General features: G+C 49.7%; 14 protein-coding genes and 1 tRNA gene. 6 read left to right on the plus strand and 9 right to left on the minus strand.

Features of this window, described 5'->3' with window-relative positions; all coding sequences use genetic code 11:
• Positions 1-29 precede the first annotated feature (29 nt).
• The gene (locus RIF25_RS10610; RefSeq protein WP_322878510.1) at positions 30-1,154 is read right to left on the minus strand and encodes a CobW family GTP-binding protein; all 1,125 of its coding nucleotides are present in this window, start codon (positions 1,152-1,154) and stop codon (positions 30-32) included.
• A gap of 463 nt (positions 1,155-1,617) precedes the next feature.
• On the opposite strand from RIF25_RS10610, the gene RIF25_RS10615 reads away from it, so the two are divergent.
• Positions 1,618-1,691: transfer RNA gene (locus RIF25_RS10615), tRNA-Met, on the plus strand.
• Positions 1,692-1,702: 11 nt separating this feature from the next.
• On the opposite strand, the gene RIF25_RS10620 is transcribed toward RIF25_RS10615, so the two are convergent.
• The 4 genes from RIF25_RS10620 to RIF25_RS10635 form a co-directional block, all read right to left on the minus strand.
• Positions 1,703-2,401, minus strand: a complete 699-nt coding sequence (locus tag RIF25_RS10620; protein ID WP_322878511.1) for a DUF1995 family protein — start codon at positions 2,399-2,401, stop codon at positions 1,703-1,705.
• An 11-nt stretch (positions 2,402-2,412) separates the two neighbouring features.
• Positions 2,413-2,748, minus strand: coding sequence for an Hpt domain-containing protein (locus RIF25_RS10625; RefSeq protein WP_322878512.1), 336 nt, complete (start codon positions 2,746-2,748; stop codon positions 2,413-2,415).
• 36 nt (positions 2,749-2,784) lie between these two features.
• Positions 2,785-4,098: a UDP-N-acetylglucosamine 1-carboxyvinyltransferase gene (murA, locus tag RIF25_RS10630; RefSeq protein ID WP_322878513.1), complete on the minus strand. Its 1,314-nt coding sequence runs from the start codon at positions 4,096-4,098 to the stop codon at positions 2,785-2,787.
• Positions 4,099-4,186: 88 nt separating this feature from the next.
• A complete protein-coding gene (locus RIF25_RS10635) occupies positions 4,187-4,597 on the minus strand; it encodes a hypothetical protein (RefSeq protein ID WP_322878514.1) in 411 nt (136 codons plus the stop codon).
• A 200-nt stretch (positions 4,598-4,797) separates the two neighbouring features.
• On the opposite strand from RIF25_RS10635, the gene RIF25_RS10640 reads away from it, so the two are divergent.
• Positions 4,798-5,829: a hypothetical protein gene (locus tag RIF25_RS10640; RefSeq protein WP_322878515.1), complete on the plus strand. Its 1,032-nt coding sequence runs from the start codon at positions 4,798-4,800 to the stop codon at positions 5,827-5,829.
• A 2-nt stretch (positions 5,830-5,831) separates the two neighbouring features.
• Positions 5,832-7,175, plus strand: coding sequence for an aminopeptidase P family protein (locus RIF25_RS10645; protein ID WP_322878516.1), 1,344 nt, complete (start codon positions 5,832-5,834; stop codon positions 7,173-7,175).
• 12 nt (positions 7,176-7,187) lie between these two features.
• Here RIF25_RS10645 and RIF25_RS10650 read toward each other — a convergent pair whose 3' ends face one another.
• Positions 7,188-7,436: a DUF4351 domain-containing protein gene (locus RIF25_RS10650; RefSeq protein WP_322878517.1), complete on the minus strand. Its 249-nt coding sequence runs from the start codon at positions 7,434-7,436 to the stop codon at positions 7,188-7,190.
• A 301-nt stretch (positions 7,437-7,737) separates the two neighbouring features.
• Here RIF25_RS10650 and RIF25_RS10655 point away from each other — a divergent pair, with 301 nt between their 5' ends.
• Positions 7,738-8,631, plus strand: coding sequence for an alpha/beta fold hydrolase (locus RIF25_RS10655; protein WP_322878518.1), 894 nt, complete (start codon positions 7,738-7,740; stop codon positions 8,629-8,631).
• Positions 8,632-8,642: 11 nt separating this feature from the next.
• On the opposite strand, the gene RIF25_RS10660 is transcribed toward RIF25_RS10655, so the two are convergent.
• A complete protein-coding gene (locus tag RIF25_RS10660) occupies positions 8,643-9,779 on the minus strand; it encodes a citrate synthase (RefSeq protein ID WP_322878519.1) in 1,137 nt (378 codons plus the stop codon).
• An 80-nt stretch (positions 9,780-9,859) separates the two neighbouring features.
• A complete protein-coding gene (gene purD, locus RIF25_RS10665) occupies positions 9,860-11,149 on the minus strand; it encodes a phosphoribosylamine--glycine ligase (RefSeq protein ID WP_322878520.1) in 1,290 nt (429 codons plus the stop codon).
• Positions 11,150-11,358: 209 nt separating this feature from the next.
• Between purD and RIF25_RS10670 the strand changes: the two genes are divergently transcribed.
• Together RIF25_RS10670 and RIF25_RS10675 are read left to right on the plus strand one after the other, a co-directional pair.
• On the plus strand, positions 11,359-12,738 hold the full coding sequence (locus RIF25_RS10670) for an AAA family ATPase (protein WP_322878521.1): 1,380 nt from the start codon (positions 11,359-11,361) through the stop codon (positions 12,736-12,738).
• Positions 12,739-12,854: 116 nt separating this feature from the next.
• Complete coding sequence (locus RIF25_RS10675) at positions 12,855-13,175, plus strand: hypothetical protein (protein WP_322878522.1); 321 nt, start codon at positions 12,855-12,857, stop codon at positions 13,173-13,175.
• A gap of 4 nt (positions 13,176-13,179) precedes the next feature.
• On the opposite strand, the gene RIF25_RS10680 is transcribed toward RIF25_RS10675, so the two are convergent.
• On the minus strand, positions 13,180-15,702 hold the full coding sequence (locus RIF25_RS10680) for a mannose-1-phosphate guanyltransferase (RefSeq protein WP_322878523.1): 2,523 nt from the start codon (positions 15,700-15,702) through the stop codon (positions 13,180-13,182).
• Between the last annotated feature and the right edge of the window lie 52 nt (positions 15,703-15,754).

Here is a 15,754-nt window from a genome sequence, read left to right on the forward strand (position 1 = left end):
CGCCCAAGACTGCATAATTGGCCCAAAATTTACGCAAAGCCCTTGCCCTTAGTCATTGACGGAGTTGGGGCAACACAGGCCTGGAGTTGAGCCTTAATTTTAGCCTCGTCTAACCCCTGACCAATTAAGACCAGTTGGTTCTTCGGTGCGCCTGTCCAATCTTGATCGTCTAAGGTGAACCGCTTGCCACTCAGATGAAAGACATGACGGCGGGGGCTTTCCTCAAACCAGAGAATCCCTTTAGCCCGAAACACAGCATCTGGCATCTGGTTATCGAGAAAATTCTGGAATTTCCGAATCGCAAAGGGCCGCTCGCTCTGGAAGGACACTGAGATAAAGCCATCCATTTCCAAGTGATCCGAGTGGTGATGGTGATGCCCGTGATCGTGATGGTCGTGGCCGCAGGTGTCATCGCAAACATGATCATGGTGATCGGCGTGATCGTGGTGGTCATGGTGATCGTGATGTTCTGCTTTTTGTGATTCAGGTTCGGGACTAAAGTAGCGATCACTTTCAAACAGGCCCACGCTCAAAATTAGGGGCAGCGGCACTTGGGATTTGACTGTCCGAATAATTCTGGCCCCGGCCCGGGATTCCTGGAGACGTTTTTCTAATTCTTGGACGCGGGTTTCTGGGACGAGATCCGTTTTATTGAGGAGAATCACATCCCCGTAGGCAATTTGGCTTTGGGCGGCGGTGCTGTTAAACAAGTCCAGGCTAAAGTTCTCGGCATCAACAACCGTCACAATGGAGTCTAAGCGAGTTAAGTCCCGTAGATCAGTCCCCAAAAAGGTCAAGGCAACGGGGAGAGGATCCGCCAGGCCAGTGGTTTCTACCACCAAATAGTCCACCTTGTCCGGTCGCTCCAGGACACGATAAACAGCATTGACCAAATCATTATTAATTGTGCAACAGATGCAACCATTGTTTAACTCCACCATGTCGTCGTCGGTTTTAACCAGTAACTCCTGATCAATCCCAATCTCCCCAAATTCATTGACGAGGACGGCCGTTTTCAGACCGTCTTGGTTCGTCAGAATATGGTTCAGGAGGGTAGTTTTGCCGCTGCCCAAAAAGCCAGTAATGATCGTCACAGGCAATCCATGCTTAGGCACATTCATGACGGGAGGAACAGCAGTAGAGGAGATAGGCATATAACGTTAGCTCGGACAGTAACAATGATTAACCCCAACTAACAGGATCAGTATGTCCCAGGCCCCGGCGGTCTGTTTGACCCCGATCTACTATTGGGTAGGTTAATTCTAGCTTAGGGACGCAACTGGGTTGAGTGAAGACTCTACATTCCAACCAAGAGAGACAGTATTTCTTGGGCATTGGCTATAGCGTTACTCATTTAAGACTCTTATTTAGACAAGTCAGAAAATGCTTCATGGGCAGTCTTTTTAAGATTTATACTCTCTCAGGACAGTCTGCGTAACGCTATAGGTCTGTATCTTAATTCCCCCTGGGAGCTTGGATAGGGGCGAGTTGAAAATGATCTTGCTGATGGGGGTTCTGAGTTATTTTCGAGCCAGAACAGCCCGCCTAACTCACCCTACTTTTAAAGCACTGTTGTTGAAGTCCCTTGCTGCGTTATGATTAAAAATGCGAATTTTCGGCTCTGTAGCTCAGTTGGTTAGAGCAGGGGACTCATAAGCCCAAGGTCATGTGTTCAAGTCACATCAGAGCCATATATTCAAACCTATTGCTGTAATGCCTTGAGAAATCGCTGCATACTGGCGAAAACCCCCCCCCCCCCAGGAGTTTCTGCCTGCTCCCCATAGAGGATTTTATCAATCTGCTCACCACTCGGCTTGGCTGGAGTTGCTCCGAGACGTTGATATTCACCGTTCACATCGCGCCAAATTTCCCAATCCCCCGGATAGGCCCGTAACAAGGCTGTGGTGTCATCTAGGGGGCGGATGTAATAAGCGGTGTCCAGGGTGTTTAGGAATCGCTCCCGCAACTGTCGTCCTGCATAGCCAATCCCAACAATGGCCACGTCTTGGAGTTTGGGATTCAGCAAAATAAAGGGGCGATTTCCGGCAGCATTACACATTTGTTCGATGTAGGACACCTCAACAGGGGAGGGAGTAATGCAGACAAAGGCCTGATCTTGCTCTTGGACAGGCTCAAGCAATTCATTCACGCCTCGAACCGAGAAAATCGGATTTTGCCAATCCCGTCGGGCTAGGGCCGCTGCCCCTGCATCCGCAAAAAAGACCTTTAGGTGCACTCCTAAATCTTGAAATAGTTCCAGATAGCTCCAGGCCAGGGGCATCATTTGTAAATCTGGCAAAAGTATTTCAATCTGAATCCGGTTAATCCCAGCATCTAGGGCGGCCTGGGTAGCAGCTTTGGCCTGGTTAATGACTTCATCAAGGCTAGTGGGTACGGTCATGGGCTTAGACTTTAACTCCCAATTTGTTGCCCAAGGGCTGTACAGATGGCCTGCATTTCACTAATTAGTTTTGGGGCATTGTCTAGGCTACCTTGTTTAGCTTCGGATTCGAGTTGCGCCGCTAAGGTTTGGATGCCATGGGCCCCAACATTACCACTAGAACCTTTTAAATGATGGGCCTCGCGCATCATTGCGTCTAAGTCCTGGCGAGTGACCGCTGCTTGGGCGGCCCCTAGATGACTTTTAGCATCTTCCACAAAGGTCAGGAGTAACTCTTGCTCAAACTCCCGATCCCCCCCCGATAATTCCGCTAGATAGTCCCAATCAATGAATGGAGACAACTCCATATCCAAAACCTCGACTTCAAGGACAATAGTTCTACCTTAAAGTACGGCCGTGGCCTGGGGTACCCCATTCACCCGCTCAAGTTTGGCTCCCAGTTGCTGGAGCTTAGCCTCAATGGCCTCATAGCCTCGATCTAAGTGGGTTAAACCATAAACTTGGGTTTCTCCTTGGGCAGCCAGTCCGGCTACCACCAAAGCGGCTGTGGCTCGCAGATCTGTCCCCATCACCGGCGCACCGGATAAAAAGGGAACGCCGCGAATCACCGCATGGTTGCCTTTGATCCGAATATCTGCCCCCATCCGATTCAATTCCGGGACATGGCCAAAACGATTTTCAAATACCGTTTCGCTAAAAATACTATTTCCCTCGGCAATGGTCATGAGGGCCATAAAGAGGGATTGCATATCGGTGGGAAATCCTGGATAGGGTAGGGTCTCGATATCGGTGCTAGTATAAGTCTCCGCCGGGATAAAGCGCAGGGTTTTGGGGGTTTCCTGGACAATTTGCGCCCCCATTTCTTCCAATTTGGCAATGATTGGGGTGAGGTGATCTGGGAAAACAGGAGCCAGGGTAATCTCAGAACGAGTAATAGCCGCGGCGGTCAGAAACGTCCCCGTTTCGATCCGGTCGGGAATGATCTCGTAATCTGTCCCGTGGAGTTTCTGTACCCCAACAATCGTAATGGTGTTTGTCCCGGCCCCGCGAATTTTTGCCCCCATCGAGCGACAGAAATTGGCCAAATCCACCACTTCCGGTTCCTGGGCGGCATTTTCAATAATGGTTTCCCCATCCGCCAAGGTTGCGGCCATCATCAACGTTTCCGTGGCCCCCACACTGGGATAGTCAAGATAGATTTTTGCCCCTTTCAGTTTGCGGGCGTAGGCCTGGACAATGCCATGTTCAATATGGACTTCTGCTCCCATGGCTTGTAACCCCCGCACATGGAGTTCAACGGGGCGGGCCCCAATGGCACAGCCACCCGGTAAGGGCACACGGGCCGTTCCCAGGCGAGCTAAGAGGGGGCCAATGGCAAAGAAACTAGCCCGTAACTGACTGACCAGTTCATAGGGAGCATGGGCTGAGGTTAGGTGGCGAGAGTCGAGGGAGAGGCCGCCTTTAGAGGGGAAAAGCTTTACGCCCAGGGCCTGGAGAATTTCCCCCATCCGGTTAATGTCAGCCAAGGCAGGAACGTTGTGAAAATGACAGGTATCTTCCGCTAACAAGGCTCCAGTCATCAACACCAAGGCCGAATTTTTGGCTCCACTGATCTTGACGTGACCACTCAGTTGTCGTCCGCCGTAAATCCGCAGATAGGGCTGATCCTGAGAAATGGTGTTAATCAGTGGGGGCATATAGTTTTCGTAAAAAGTAATGTAAAGTTCCCCCAAATTGTAGCGGAAAGACTGCCTAATTATGCATTTTTTATGATGTGAAGCCTGTCTAAATCGGGGGTGATTCTTGATGTTGGGCGGTAAAGATGGCTCGACGCAGGCCTTGGTTATTGAGTTTGTAGCTATACAGCCCCAGTTGTTTGGCCAAGGCAATTAGTTGTGATCGTTCCAGGCCCTCTAGTTCCAGCCAAGATAGATTGCCAAGGAGGGGCACTTCCGGGTTGAGGGCGGTTTCGAGTTCTTTTTTCAGATCATTCAGTTCAGTTTCTAAAGCATTCAGGCGTTGCAAGACAGTTGGACAAGTTGGGGTAGTGGGCTGGAAATACTCTTGAAGAATTTGTCGGAGGGCCTGGGCGGTGGAGGGAAGATGGTGCTGACGTTGCCATTGTTGAAGTTGGGCATAGAGGGCTGGATCAAGAGTAACCGTTACTTTTTGGGAAAAAGAGGATGCCGCAGCCATAGGTACGAGGATGTGAATGAGGACTCAAAAAAAACCGACAAACTAGATTAAGTCTGCCGGCTCGTTGTGTGTTCCCTGTTGATGACTCGGATAGTACTGAGTCAATTCTGATTATGCCTGATTCCTTGGGGGTATTATTGTGATCCAAATCACTGATGCTTGGGAACTCCCCTGATCTGTGACTAAAATTAATTTTGACTATGGAAGATGTTGATGGCTACCTGCTTAAATGTACCCAGGCCCCGGCAATCGGGCGCAGGCGTTTGCTGTTGCATATCAACGGCGTAACCAGTGATCAAGATAGACAATATCGAGACCTAAAGCAACTGGCCCAATTAACTCAGGCCAACCCCCTCGATATGTACGGCATTCATAATCAGACCCATGGGTTTGAAGCCGATTTACTAGAAAGCTTATTGGGAAAAGCGGAACTCTATCGCTACTGGCCTGGGGAAATGACTCCCGAAGCAGCGCAGCGACTCCAGGCCTATGGGCAATTACTCAATGCGCTTTGTGTGCAGGACTTAGCTCCAGATGCTGATATGGTAGGCATCGCGAAAACCCTATTACCAGGAAAACTAACCTTGCCCCTGAGTGAACAAAACCTATCGAGTTTGCAGGCTGTGTTGCAGTTGCCGTTTATTCAGAAAATGGGTTGGTTGGAGTTTGCCAATTATATTTACGGGACATTACCACCGGGTGCACCGCGACCGACATTACGGTTAGCCTATGAGATTTTGCGGGGTATCCAGGCCGGTGCGGAAATTTTTATTGTCGCCCACAGTCAAGGGTTAATTATTACGGCATTGGCTTGTCGGATGGTGGAGATAGTGCTGAAGGGTTCCCCCAAGTGGGCGGAAATGCTGCGGATTGTTGGCTATGGGCCGGTGATTTTATGGGCGGATTTACCAGCAGTTTTACATCAACAAACGGTTTTGATTCAGCATCGCCAAGATCTGGTGGCCGAGTCCTTAAGTAATATGCGGCAAATGGGGGTGTGGAATAATGTCCAGGCCCAGCTACAAAATTTGTTGAATAATTCTGATGGCCTGTTTAAGGCGATGGAACGAGATAGCCATCATGCCGCTAGTAACTATTTAGGGTTACAGGATAATTTGACTAGTCAACGGAGCAGCAAGTTAATTCAACTTTTACTCACGGAAAACTGGCAAACCAGTCCTTGGATTTCTGGTCTGGCGGGGAACCGGATTATTTTAGAAGCAGAGGTTTAAGGGTGAATGATTTCCTAGCACGGCGACGGGGTCTGGCGAAAAACTGTTCACATCCGGTATTACTCTGGGCGGGGAGTCGGGTTAGTCGTAATTTTGCTGCCAATACTTATCCATTTCGAGCCAGTAGTCATTTTCTCTATTTCACTGGGTTGAACTTAGCCGAGACCGTAATTTATCTCGAAGCTGGTAATTTAATTCTCTTTTGGGACGAACTACCGGAATCTGCTGCTCTTTGGCATGGCGATAGTCCAACCCGCGACCAATTAGCCGATCAACTCCAGGCCCAGGCCAGTTATCCCCTTGCTAAACTTGCTCAATTCACTGCCAACGCCGCCACCATTCCCCTAGTTAACCCCCATGACCGTCAACACCAGGCCCAGATTTTGAACCGCCCCGTTGAATTTCCCCTAGTTGCTGAGGATTTGGCACTGGCCCAGGCTTTGATTGATCTACGCCTTACCCAGGATGCCGCCGCCCGATCCGAAATTTCCCAGGCCATTGCAGTCACGATCCGGGCCCAGCAAGCGGGGATGAAAATTACTCAAAATGCCAAAACCGAAGCTAAAGTCCGGGCCTGGATGGAACAAGTCGTTGCCGCCCATCAGTTTAATCTCGCCTACACCAGTATCGTCACCACCCAAGGCCAGGTTTTACATCAAGAACATTCACCTCATACCCTCAAACCCGGCGATCTGCTGCTGGTAGATTTAGGAGCCGAAACTCCCGGCGGTTGGGCTGCGGACATCACTCGAACTTGGCCCGTTTCTGGGAAATTCAGTGCTACACAAAGAGAAATTTATGAAGTGGTCTTAGCCGCCCAAACCCAGGCCATTGCTGCCATTAAACCCGGCGTTGAATTTTGGGAGATTCATAGGATTGCCTTGCAAGTAATTACAGAAGGGCTATTCGGGTTAGGAATTCTTCAAGGTTCACTCAGGGATTTATTGGCATTGGAGATTGGGACAACATTCTTTCCTCACGGAATTGGGCATTTACTTGGTCTGGATGTCCATGACATGGAGGATTTAGGGGATTTAGCGGGTTATGGGCCTGGTCGCAATCGTAGTCCCAAACCTGGATGGCGGTATTTACGGTTACATCGGCCGCTCCAAGAACATATGGTGGTGACAATTGAACCGGGCTTTTACCAAATTCCCCAACTCTTGAACCAGGCCCGGCTTGATCCCAACCTCGGCCAATGGATTAACTGGGTAGTCCTGACCAAATTTGCCGATGTCAAAGGAATTCGGATTGAGGATGATGTTTTAGTCACAGCGAATGGGGCTGAGGTGTTGAGTCAGGGCCTGGTCAAAAAAACCGATGATCTGGAATCTTTGTGGCTGTAAACCTGTTTGCAATTAATCGGGGTTGCTTAACCAGGCCTGGAACTCAGAAATATCTTTCAACCCAAGCAAAGCCTCACTCAAGGCCTCTAATCTCTCAGTCGTTAATGACCGAACCTGAGCCGCAATTGCTGGATCAATTTGAATCCCTAACATCTTGCCAACTCCCTCCAGGCCAGCCTTAGGAAACCTACTCACTAATATAGTTTCGATCCCATCCAACCATTGGTTGTAATCCGGGGCGGTGGTAATTGAACTCAACAATCTTGGGGTAGCAGGATCTGACTTTCTCTCTCTTTCCCCACGGGGGCCGCAAATTCATACTCACAGGCTGGATCCAGGCCGAGGATCAGTTCACTCAAAAGACGACTGCGAAAGAGAAAAATAGCCTAGAATCACGGATCAGTTTTCATCTAAACACCCAATCGCTCGATTAATTCTCTCCTCAATACAATAACCCTACTGATATTGAAGCTATCTTAGCCATGAACAGCCCTTAACAATTCGTTATCCTAAAAAGGGTTTAGACAAGACATCACCATTTGGACATTTTGGATATTCAGCCATGACATCCCTTGTTGAATCCCTTAAAGCACCAGAAAACACCCAGGCCTGGCAGTGGCGGGATTATCACATTAACTACACGGCCCAGGGAGAAGGACAACCCCTCGTCTTGGTGCATGGGTTTGGGGCAGCGATTGGCCATTGGCGGCAAAACATCCCGGCCTGGGTGACGGCTGGTTATCAGGTTTTTGCTTTGGATTTATTGGGGTTTGGGGATTCCGATAAGCCAGATGTAGATTACTCCATCGAACTTTGGGCCGAGATGTTACAGGAGTTTTGGCAAGCTCAGATTCAAACCCCGGCGGTGTGGGTGGGAAACTCCATTGGTGGTTTAATTTCTCTGACCGTAGCAGCCCAGGCCCCAGAAATGACCCAAGGCGTGATTTTACTCAACTGTGCCGGGGGGCTGAGCCATCGTCCAGAAGAACTCCACTGGCCGCTGAATTGGGTCATGGCTGGGTTTACAAAATTGGTGACAACCCCCGGCCTGGGAACCTTTATTTTTAACCAAGTCCGCCAACCCCAACGGATTCGGAATACCCTCAAACAGGTCTATGGCAATCAAGCGGCCATTACCGATGAGTTAATCGAGATTCTTTACCGTCCTTCCTGTGATCCCAATGCCCAAAATGTCTTTGCCCGCATTTTAGCCGCACCGCCAGGGCCTCGGATTGCGGAACTGCTGCCCCAAATTAAGGCTCCCATGCTTGTCTTGTGGGGGGAAACAGATCCCTGGACTCCAGTGAAAGGGGGCGATATTTTCCAGGCCTGGGGCCAAGATCATCCTGTGGAATTTATTACCCTCCCGGAAACCGGCCATTGTCCCCACGATGAGCGACCCGAACAGGTCAATGCCTTGGTGATTAACTGGCTAGGACAACTTCCCACCGTTTAAAGATTTAGATACTAGCGGGCTTCAATGGGAACATAGGCCTGGTCATGGTAACCCGCATAGACTTGGGTGGGCCGATAAATTCGATTCGCTTCCAACTGTTCTTTCCAGTGGGCTAACCACCCGGCGACCCGAGCAATGGCAAACACCGGGGTAAATAAATCATTGGGAATGCCCAAGCGCCGATAAACTAGCCCTGAGTAGAAGTCCACATTGGGATAAATACCCTTGGGCCCCAGTTCCTGACTAACAATTTGCTCCAGTTCTAGGGCAATGTCGTAGTACATATCACTGCCAAAGCGGGCAAACAGATCCTCCGCTAACTTTTGCAGGATCGTGGCGCGGGGATCCTTGACCTTATAAACCCGATGCCCAAATCCAGGGATCTTCGCTTTGCGCGCTAGACAAGCATCCACAAAAGGGCGGACTTTTTCAACACTGCCAATTTCCTCCAACATTTCAATCACTTCTTCATTTGCGCCGCCATGCAAGGGGCCAGCCAAAGTTCCCACCGCTGAAGCCACAATCGCATAGGGATCCGTCAATGTAGAAGCCGTTACTCGCGCCGAAAAAGTCGAGGCATTCATAGTGTGTTCAGCATGAAGAGTCAAGCAGGTATCAAAGATATGAGCGGCAACGGGATCCGGCTCGCGTTCACTCAACATATAAAGAAAATTAGCGGCGTAGTCGAGATCATCCTTGGGGGTGACGGGATCATTCCCTTTGCGAATCAGTTGAAAGGCTGCTACCATCGTCGGAATTTTGGCCAACAAGCGCACCACCGCCGCCCGGATATAGGCCGGATCATCTAAGGCCCGCCGAGAATAGAACAGCCCCAATGCCGCCGCCGAGGCCTGGAGGGCATCCATGGGATGGCCACTTTCCGGGAAGCATTTCATCATGTCGCGGATGCGGTACTTAACCCGGCGATGATATTGAATTTCATAACAAAAATCCCGTAGCTCCTCGGCCGTGGGTAATTTGCCCCAAATGAGGAGGTAGGAGGTTTCCAGAAAGGTGCTTTTTTCCGCCAATTCTTGAATCGGGATGCCGCGATATTCCAACCGCCCAACCTGACCATCCACAAAACTGACACTGGACTGTGCTGCCGGAATTCCTTCCAGGCCGGGGCGATATTCACAAGCAACCATTGAATTGTCCTTTCGGGATAACAACAAATTAACCATGCAAATCATCCTCGGTAGATTTTCCCCAAGGATTTAGCCATATTTTAGGGCAGATTTTCGGAAGTAGCGGTTAAGCGATGTCCAATATCCCGCCGAAAGTAGGCATTATGAAACTGAACTTGGGCCACGCCGGCATAGGTTTGCGCCAAGGCAGCTTCAACAGTCTCACCCCTCCCGACCACTGTTAAGACCCGCCCGCCATCGGTAAACAGTTGCCCATTCGCTGCCCTTGTCCCGGCCTGGAACACGAAGGCCTGGGAATTTGCGGCCTCAATCCCGGTAATTTCATCCCCCTTTGTAAAATGCCCCGGATACCCTCCCGCTGCCATCACCACACCTGTGGCCATTTGATCAGCCCAGGCCAACTCTCCTAATTCTGCCAAGGTGCCATTGACACAGGCCAAGAGTAAATCTAAGAGGGGAGTTTTCAACAGCGGCAGGACCACTTGGGTTTCGGGATCACCAAAGCGGCAATTAAATTCAATCACATAGGGGTCGCCTGCTGGAGTTATCATCAGCCCCGCATAAAGGACACCGCGATAATCAATCCCCCTGGCCTGGAGGGTTTTAAGGGCAGGTTCGAGAATTTGGGTTTGAATCTTGGCCATTAACTCCCCACTTACCCAAGGCACCGGGGCATAGGCTCCCATTCCCCCTGTATTTGGCCCCGTATCGCCTTCCCCAATCCGTTTATGATCTTGGGCCGGTAAGAGGGAGCGGATCACGTGGCGATCGGTAAGGGCGAGGACGGAAATCTCTTGGCCCTGCAAACACTCTTCAATCACAACCCGTTGCCCCGCTGTGCCAAATTCCCCCCCAAAGGCTGCTTCAATGGCTTCAATGGCTTCGGTGATTGAGTTGGCTACTGTCACCCCTTTGCCTGCGGCCAGGCCATCTGCTTTGACGACTATTGGGGCTTTTTGCTCGCGCACATAATGGATCGCCTCAGTTTCAGTGGTAAAAATAGCTGCTTGGGCCGTGGGAATGTTGGCTTCAGACATTAAGGCTTTTGCCCAGGCCTTACTGGCTTCAATCTCGGCTCCAGCTTGAGTCGGGCCAAAGGCAGGAATCCCCGCAGCTTGCAACCGATCCACCAATCCCAAGGCCAGGGGAACTTCGGGGCCAACCACCACTAAGCCCACCTGCTCATCCACCGCCAACTGGGTAATATCAATCAGATCCGTGGCCTGGATCGGGATATTTTGACAGCGTTCGAGCCTGGCCGTCCCCCCATTCCCCGGACAACAGTAGATTTGGGTGACTGTGGCTGATTTTAATAAGGCCCAGGCCAAGGCGTGTTCTCGCCCCCCACTACCCACAACAATAATTTTCACCAGATGCGCCCTACCCTGAGGTGACTCCTAGGAAATTGTGCCATAGGCTTATCCGGTTATGATGTGTCTGTAGCTCCCCTTGTTTAGAGATGAAGATTAAGCTGGCTCCGTGTACCTGGCTTGAGAGATGATTAAGGTTAAATATTTACAAATTTGTTTGCGTTGCTGTTGTCAATATCAGATGCATCAGGATTTTTAACTTTGCTGCCATGGAAATCCAACGGGTTATCTTAAACAATATTGGGCTATTCGAAAACCTGGAAATTGCCTTAGCCCCTACTGAACAGAACCCCAGCAACATCACCGTCTTTGTCGGTAATAACGGCGCAGGTAAAACCTCTATCTTGAAAGCCTTAGCAACGTCTCTTAGCTGGTTTACGGCTCGCTTACGCACAGAAAAAGGTAGTGGTACTCCTATTCTTGAAGATGCCATCCTCAACAAGGCTAATGGAGCTAGTATTGAAATAGAAGTCTGCCATAGCTCGATAACACCAAACAATCCTGATCATATTGACTATCGAAGTAAAGTTGAATACCTTAAGTGGACTTTGGCTAAAAATAGAAAAGGACGTAAATCGCAATACACAAGCAACCTCGGTGATTGTACTCGTTTAGCTAGTCTATACCGTGATGCCCTGACTCATGATGATCAAATTAGTCTCCCCCTTATTGCATTTTATCCTGTTGAACGGGTTGTACTCGATATTCCTCTAAAAATCAGGACTAGACATACCTTTGGGCAACTAGATGGCTACGATAATTCTTTAAGTCAGGGGGTTGATTTTCGCCGCTTTTTTGAGTGGTTTCGAGAGCGAGAGGATACTGAGAATGAATCAGGAATATCTCCAGATCTTCTGAATAAACTCAGGCCATTATATAAAGAAATTCCAGATGTATGGCAATATTTGAATGAACTCCAGGCCTCGGCTAGAGATCGACAATTAACCGCGGCCCGCACTGCAATTAGCCAATTTATGCCCTACCTGGAAAACCTGAGAATCCGCCGTAAACCTCGCCTCCACATGGCAGTTGACAAAAATGGTGAAACCTTGAATGTAGCCCAACTTTCCCAAGGTGAGAAATCCCTGATGGCTCTTGTGGGTGATATTGCTCGGCGTTTGGCCATGTTGAATCCTGCCTTAGAAAACCCTTTAGCAGGTGATGGTATCGTTTTGATTGATGAAGTTGATTTGCATCTCCATCCTTCCTGGCAACGTAGCCTCTGTCATCGCTTAATTCAGACATTCCCAAATTGTCAGTTTGTTCTGACCACTCATTCACCGCTAGTTATCAGTGATTGTAAGAATGTTTTGGTTTATACCTTAACTAACAGTGAATTACGACAAATACCCTCTCAGTATGGCCAAGATGCCAATATGGTTTTATTGGATGTCATGGATACCAGCATCCGTAATGAGAAAATTGATACTAAACTGAAAGATTTACTTGAGGCAATACAGGATGACAACCTAGCCCAGGCTCAGGAGTTACTGACGCAATTAACTGAAGAGTTACCCCCTAATCATCTCGAACTAGTCAAAGCTAAACTACTGCTTTGTAAACAAGAATTACGCCATGCGAGCCATTAGTAAAGGGTCTGAACCCTCAGCACACCCTTGACTTCTCAAACATTGTTGCCAGTTGTAATATCCCCAATCAATGCGGTCATGCCCATAAAGATCAGGACTTACCCTTAACGCCCTTGATGCCAGAATGTGAAACAGAACTTCGATTCAAAATTAATGGTCGGGTGAAAGGATTAAGTCCGCGAGCAACTAAGACGATTCAAGTCTTGAACCTGGGAGATCATGAAAAGAATAACCGTGCTTTGATCGAAAAACGCAAACAATTATCTGAGGTATTGCTATGGAGGTATTATGGAGACCCAAGCCAAGGCCTGGAGGATGATCAAGAAGTTCTGGCGTTGTTGATTAACGAACTGATACAACCTCAACAGGGCCAACTCGAACCTTTTGCTCCAATAGTCATTAATATCCTCCAAAATTGGCTTCGGGTTTGCCAATAATTTTCTACACTCCGACTTCATTGGGTTCCAAATGGGCAAACTCATGGATACGTTGACTGTAGTCGTGATTCATCTGCTCAGTCCAGGCCTGTTCTCGCCCATTGACAAACAAATGCACCAATGGCTCACTCGCATCGGGTAAGACCAAGACCCAATCGCTCCCATCTCGGTGGAGAATTTTTACTCCATCCACCAAATTCAAGGTAGTGGGACTATGGGTTTCGACTAAATGCCGCATCAAAGATCCTTTCGCAATCCAGGGACAGCGCAGGGCCTGATGAGTATGAAAGACTTGGGGTAAATTCTGACGAATCTCACTCAGGGGTTGTTGGCGCAGGGCCAGCATTTCCATCAACTTAGCAATACTGAACATGGCATCATAGCCGGGATGGAGTTGGGGAAAAATAAATCCGGTCTCGGCACTGCCCCCCAACACGGCCCCCGCTTGTTTCTGACAGGCTTCCATAAGGTCGGTGGGGTTGGCCCGCGTCCGCATCACATTGCCCCCATGTTTCCGAGCAATCACCTCAATGGCACTGGAGATATGCACCGGGATAATCACCGTTCCCCCTGGATAGGCCGACAAGACTAAATCCGCCATCAATGCGGTCAATTCTTCCCCGGCAATGGTCTGGCCGCGATCGTCAACGAGGGTTAATCGCTCCCCATTGGCCGAAACCTGAACCCCCAAATTGGCCTGAATCGCCTGCACCACCTGTCCAAGTTCCCGGAGCAACCCTTGGCGTTCCTCGGTATTGGGGGGAGTTTGATGGACAGTCGCATTCAGGACAACCACATCAGAGCCAAATTTATTCAGCAGTTCTGGTAAGACGGCCCCAGAAACCGCATAGGCATAGTCCAGAACAATTTTGCATTCATGTTGTTGCAGGGCCTGGGTGTTCAACCATTTCCCAAAGCCTTGGGCATAGGTCTCGACAATTTGACTGGGGTAAGTAATGCGGCCCACATCTGTAAAACTAACCCGGCGCATATCTTCCCGAAAATAGGCCGTTTCAATTTGCCGCTGCTTGGCCTGGTTGAGGTTAATGCCCTTGTGATCAAAAAACTCAACCAATAATTGCTCATCCCGATCCGGATGCAGCCGCACATGGATTCCGCCACAAACCGAAAGGCTCTGAACCGCAAACCGGGAAATGGGCAGGGCAATGGCTTCCAGGCATAAAACATTGATCCCCACGGACATCAACCCAGCGATTAGGGCATTGGCAATCATCCGGGAAACACTGCGCTGATCTCGAGAAATTAAGACGCTGGTGCCGGGTTCCAATGTAGAGGCATACGCTGCGGCTAACCGGACGGCAAACTCAGGCGTAATATCCACATTGGCCAGGCCCGCTACCCCTTGATAGCCAAATAGATTCCGTTGACCCGTACTCCCCCAAATCAGACTTTGATTAACCCTTGCCCCCGCTTCAATCTGTTTACCCGGCCAAATCCGCACCCCCCGCCCAATGGCACTTTCTTCCCCGATCCGAGTCCGCGACCCAATCACCGCCCCTTCCTGGACAATGGCATGACGATCCACCCGCACCCGCCGCCCAATGATGCAACTATCCAAAACACTCTCTTCACCAATGACACTTCCCCCCCAGACAATGGCCTGGTTGAGATGGGAACGACTGCCAATGATGACGTTATCCCCCAGCACCGTGCCACTTTCCAAACAAACATCACCCTGAACCCGGCAGTTATGGCCAATCAGTAGGGGGGGCCGCAAAATAGCCCGCGGATGAATAATCGAGTTATGCCCCACCCAAATTTGCGGATAGAGTTCGCGGCCCACTGGCTCGAGTTGCACCCGTTCTTGCAGGGCATCGTATTGGACCTGTTGATAGGTTTCTAGACTACCCACATCACACCAATAGCCCTGGGCCACATAGCCGTAGAGGGGAATTTGGGACTGGAGGAGAAGAGGAAATAGGTCTTTAGAAAAATCCCGTTCAATCCCGCTGGGCAGATAGTCCAAGACTTCGGGTTCAAGAATATAAATGCCGGTGTTGACCGTATCCGAGAAAATTTCCCCCGGAGATGGTTTTTCTAAAAAGCGACTAATGCGCCCCTGCTCATCCGTAATCACGACCCCAAATTCCTTCGGGTTGGGCACAGCGGTTAAAACAAGGGTTGCCAGGGCCTGGTGTTGACGGTGAAAGGCCAGAGCAGCCGTTAAGTCAAAATCGGTGACACTATCGCCACTGACGACAAAAAAGGTTTCTGTGAGCAAGCTGGCGATATTTTTCACACAACCGGCCGTGCCTAGAGGATAATCTTCTTCCACCGCATAGGTAATATCAACGCCAAATTCATGGCCATCTCCAAAATATTCCCGGACAACATCGGGCAAGTAGTGGAGGGTGAAAATAACTTCTGTGAGTTGATGTCGCCGAAGCAGGTTGAGAATATGTTCAGCGATGGGCCGATTCAGTAAGGGCACCATTGGTTTGGGAAGTTCACAGGTCAATGGACGTAATCGCGTTCCACTGCCTCCGGCCATTAAGACTGCCCGCATAACTACCTCCAGGCCCTCTGTCCCGATTCCCCATAGATCCTAGAATTTTGCT

The sequence above is a fragment of the Pseudocalidococcus azoricus BACA0444 genome, from assembly GCF_031729055.1.
In the GTDB taxonomy this organism is placed as follows: domain Bacteria; phylum Cyanobacteriota; class Cyanobacteriia; order Thermosynechococcales; family Thermosynechococcaceae; genus Pseudocalidococcus; species Pseudocalidococcus azoricus.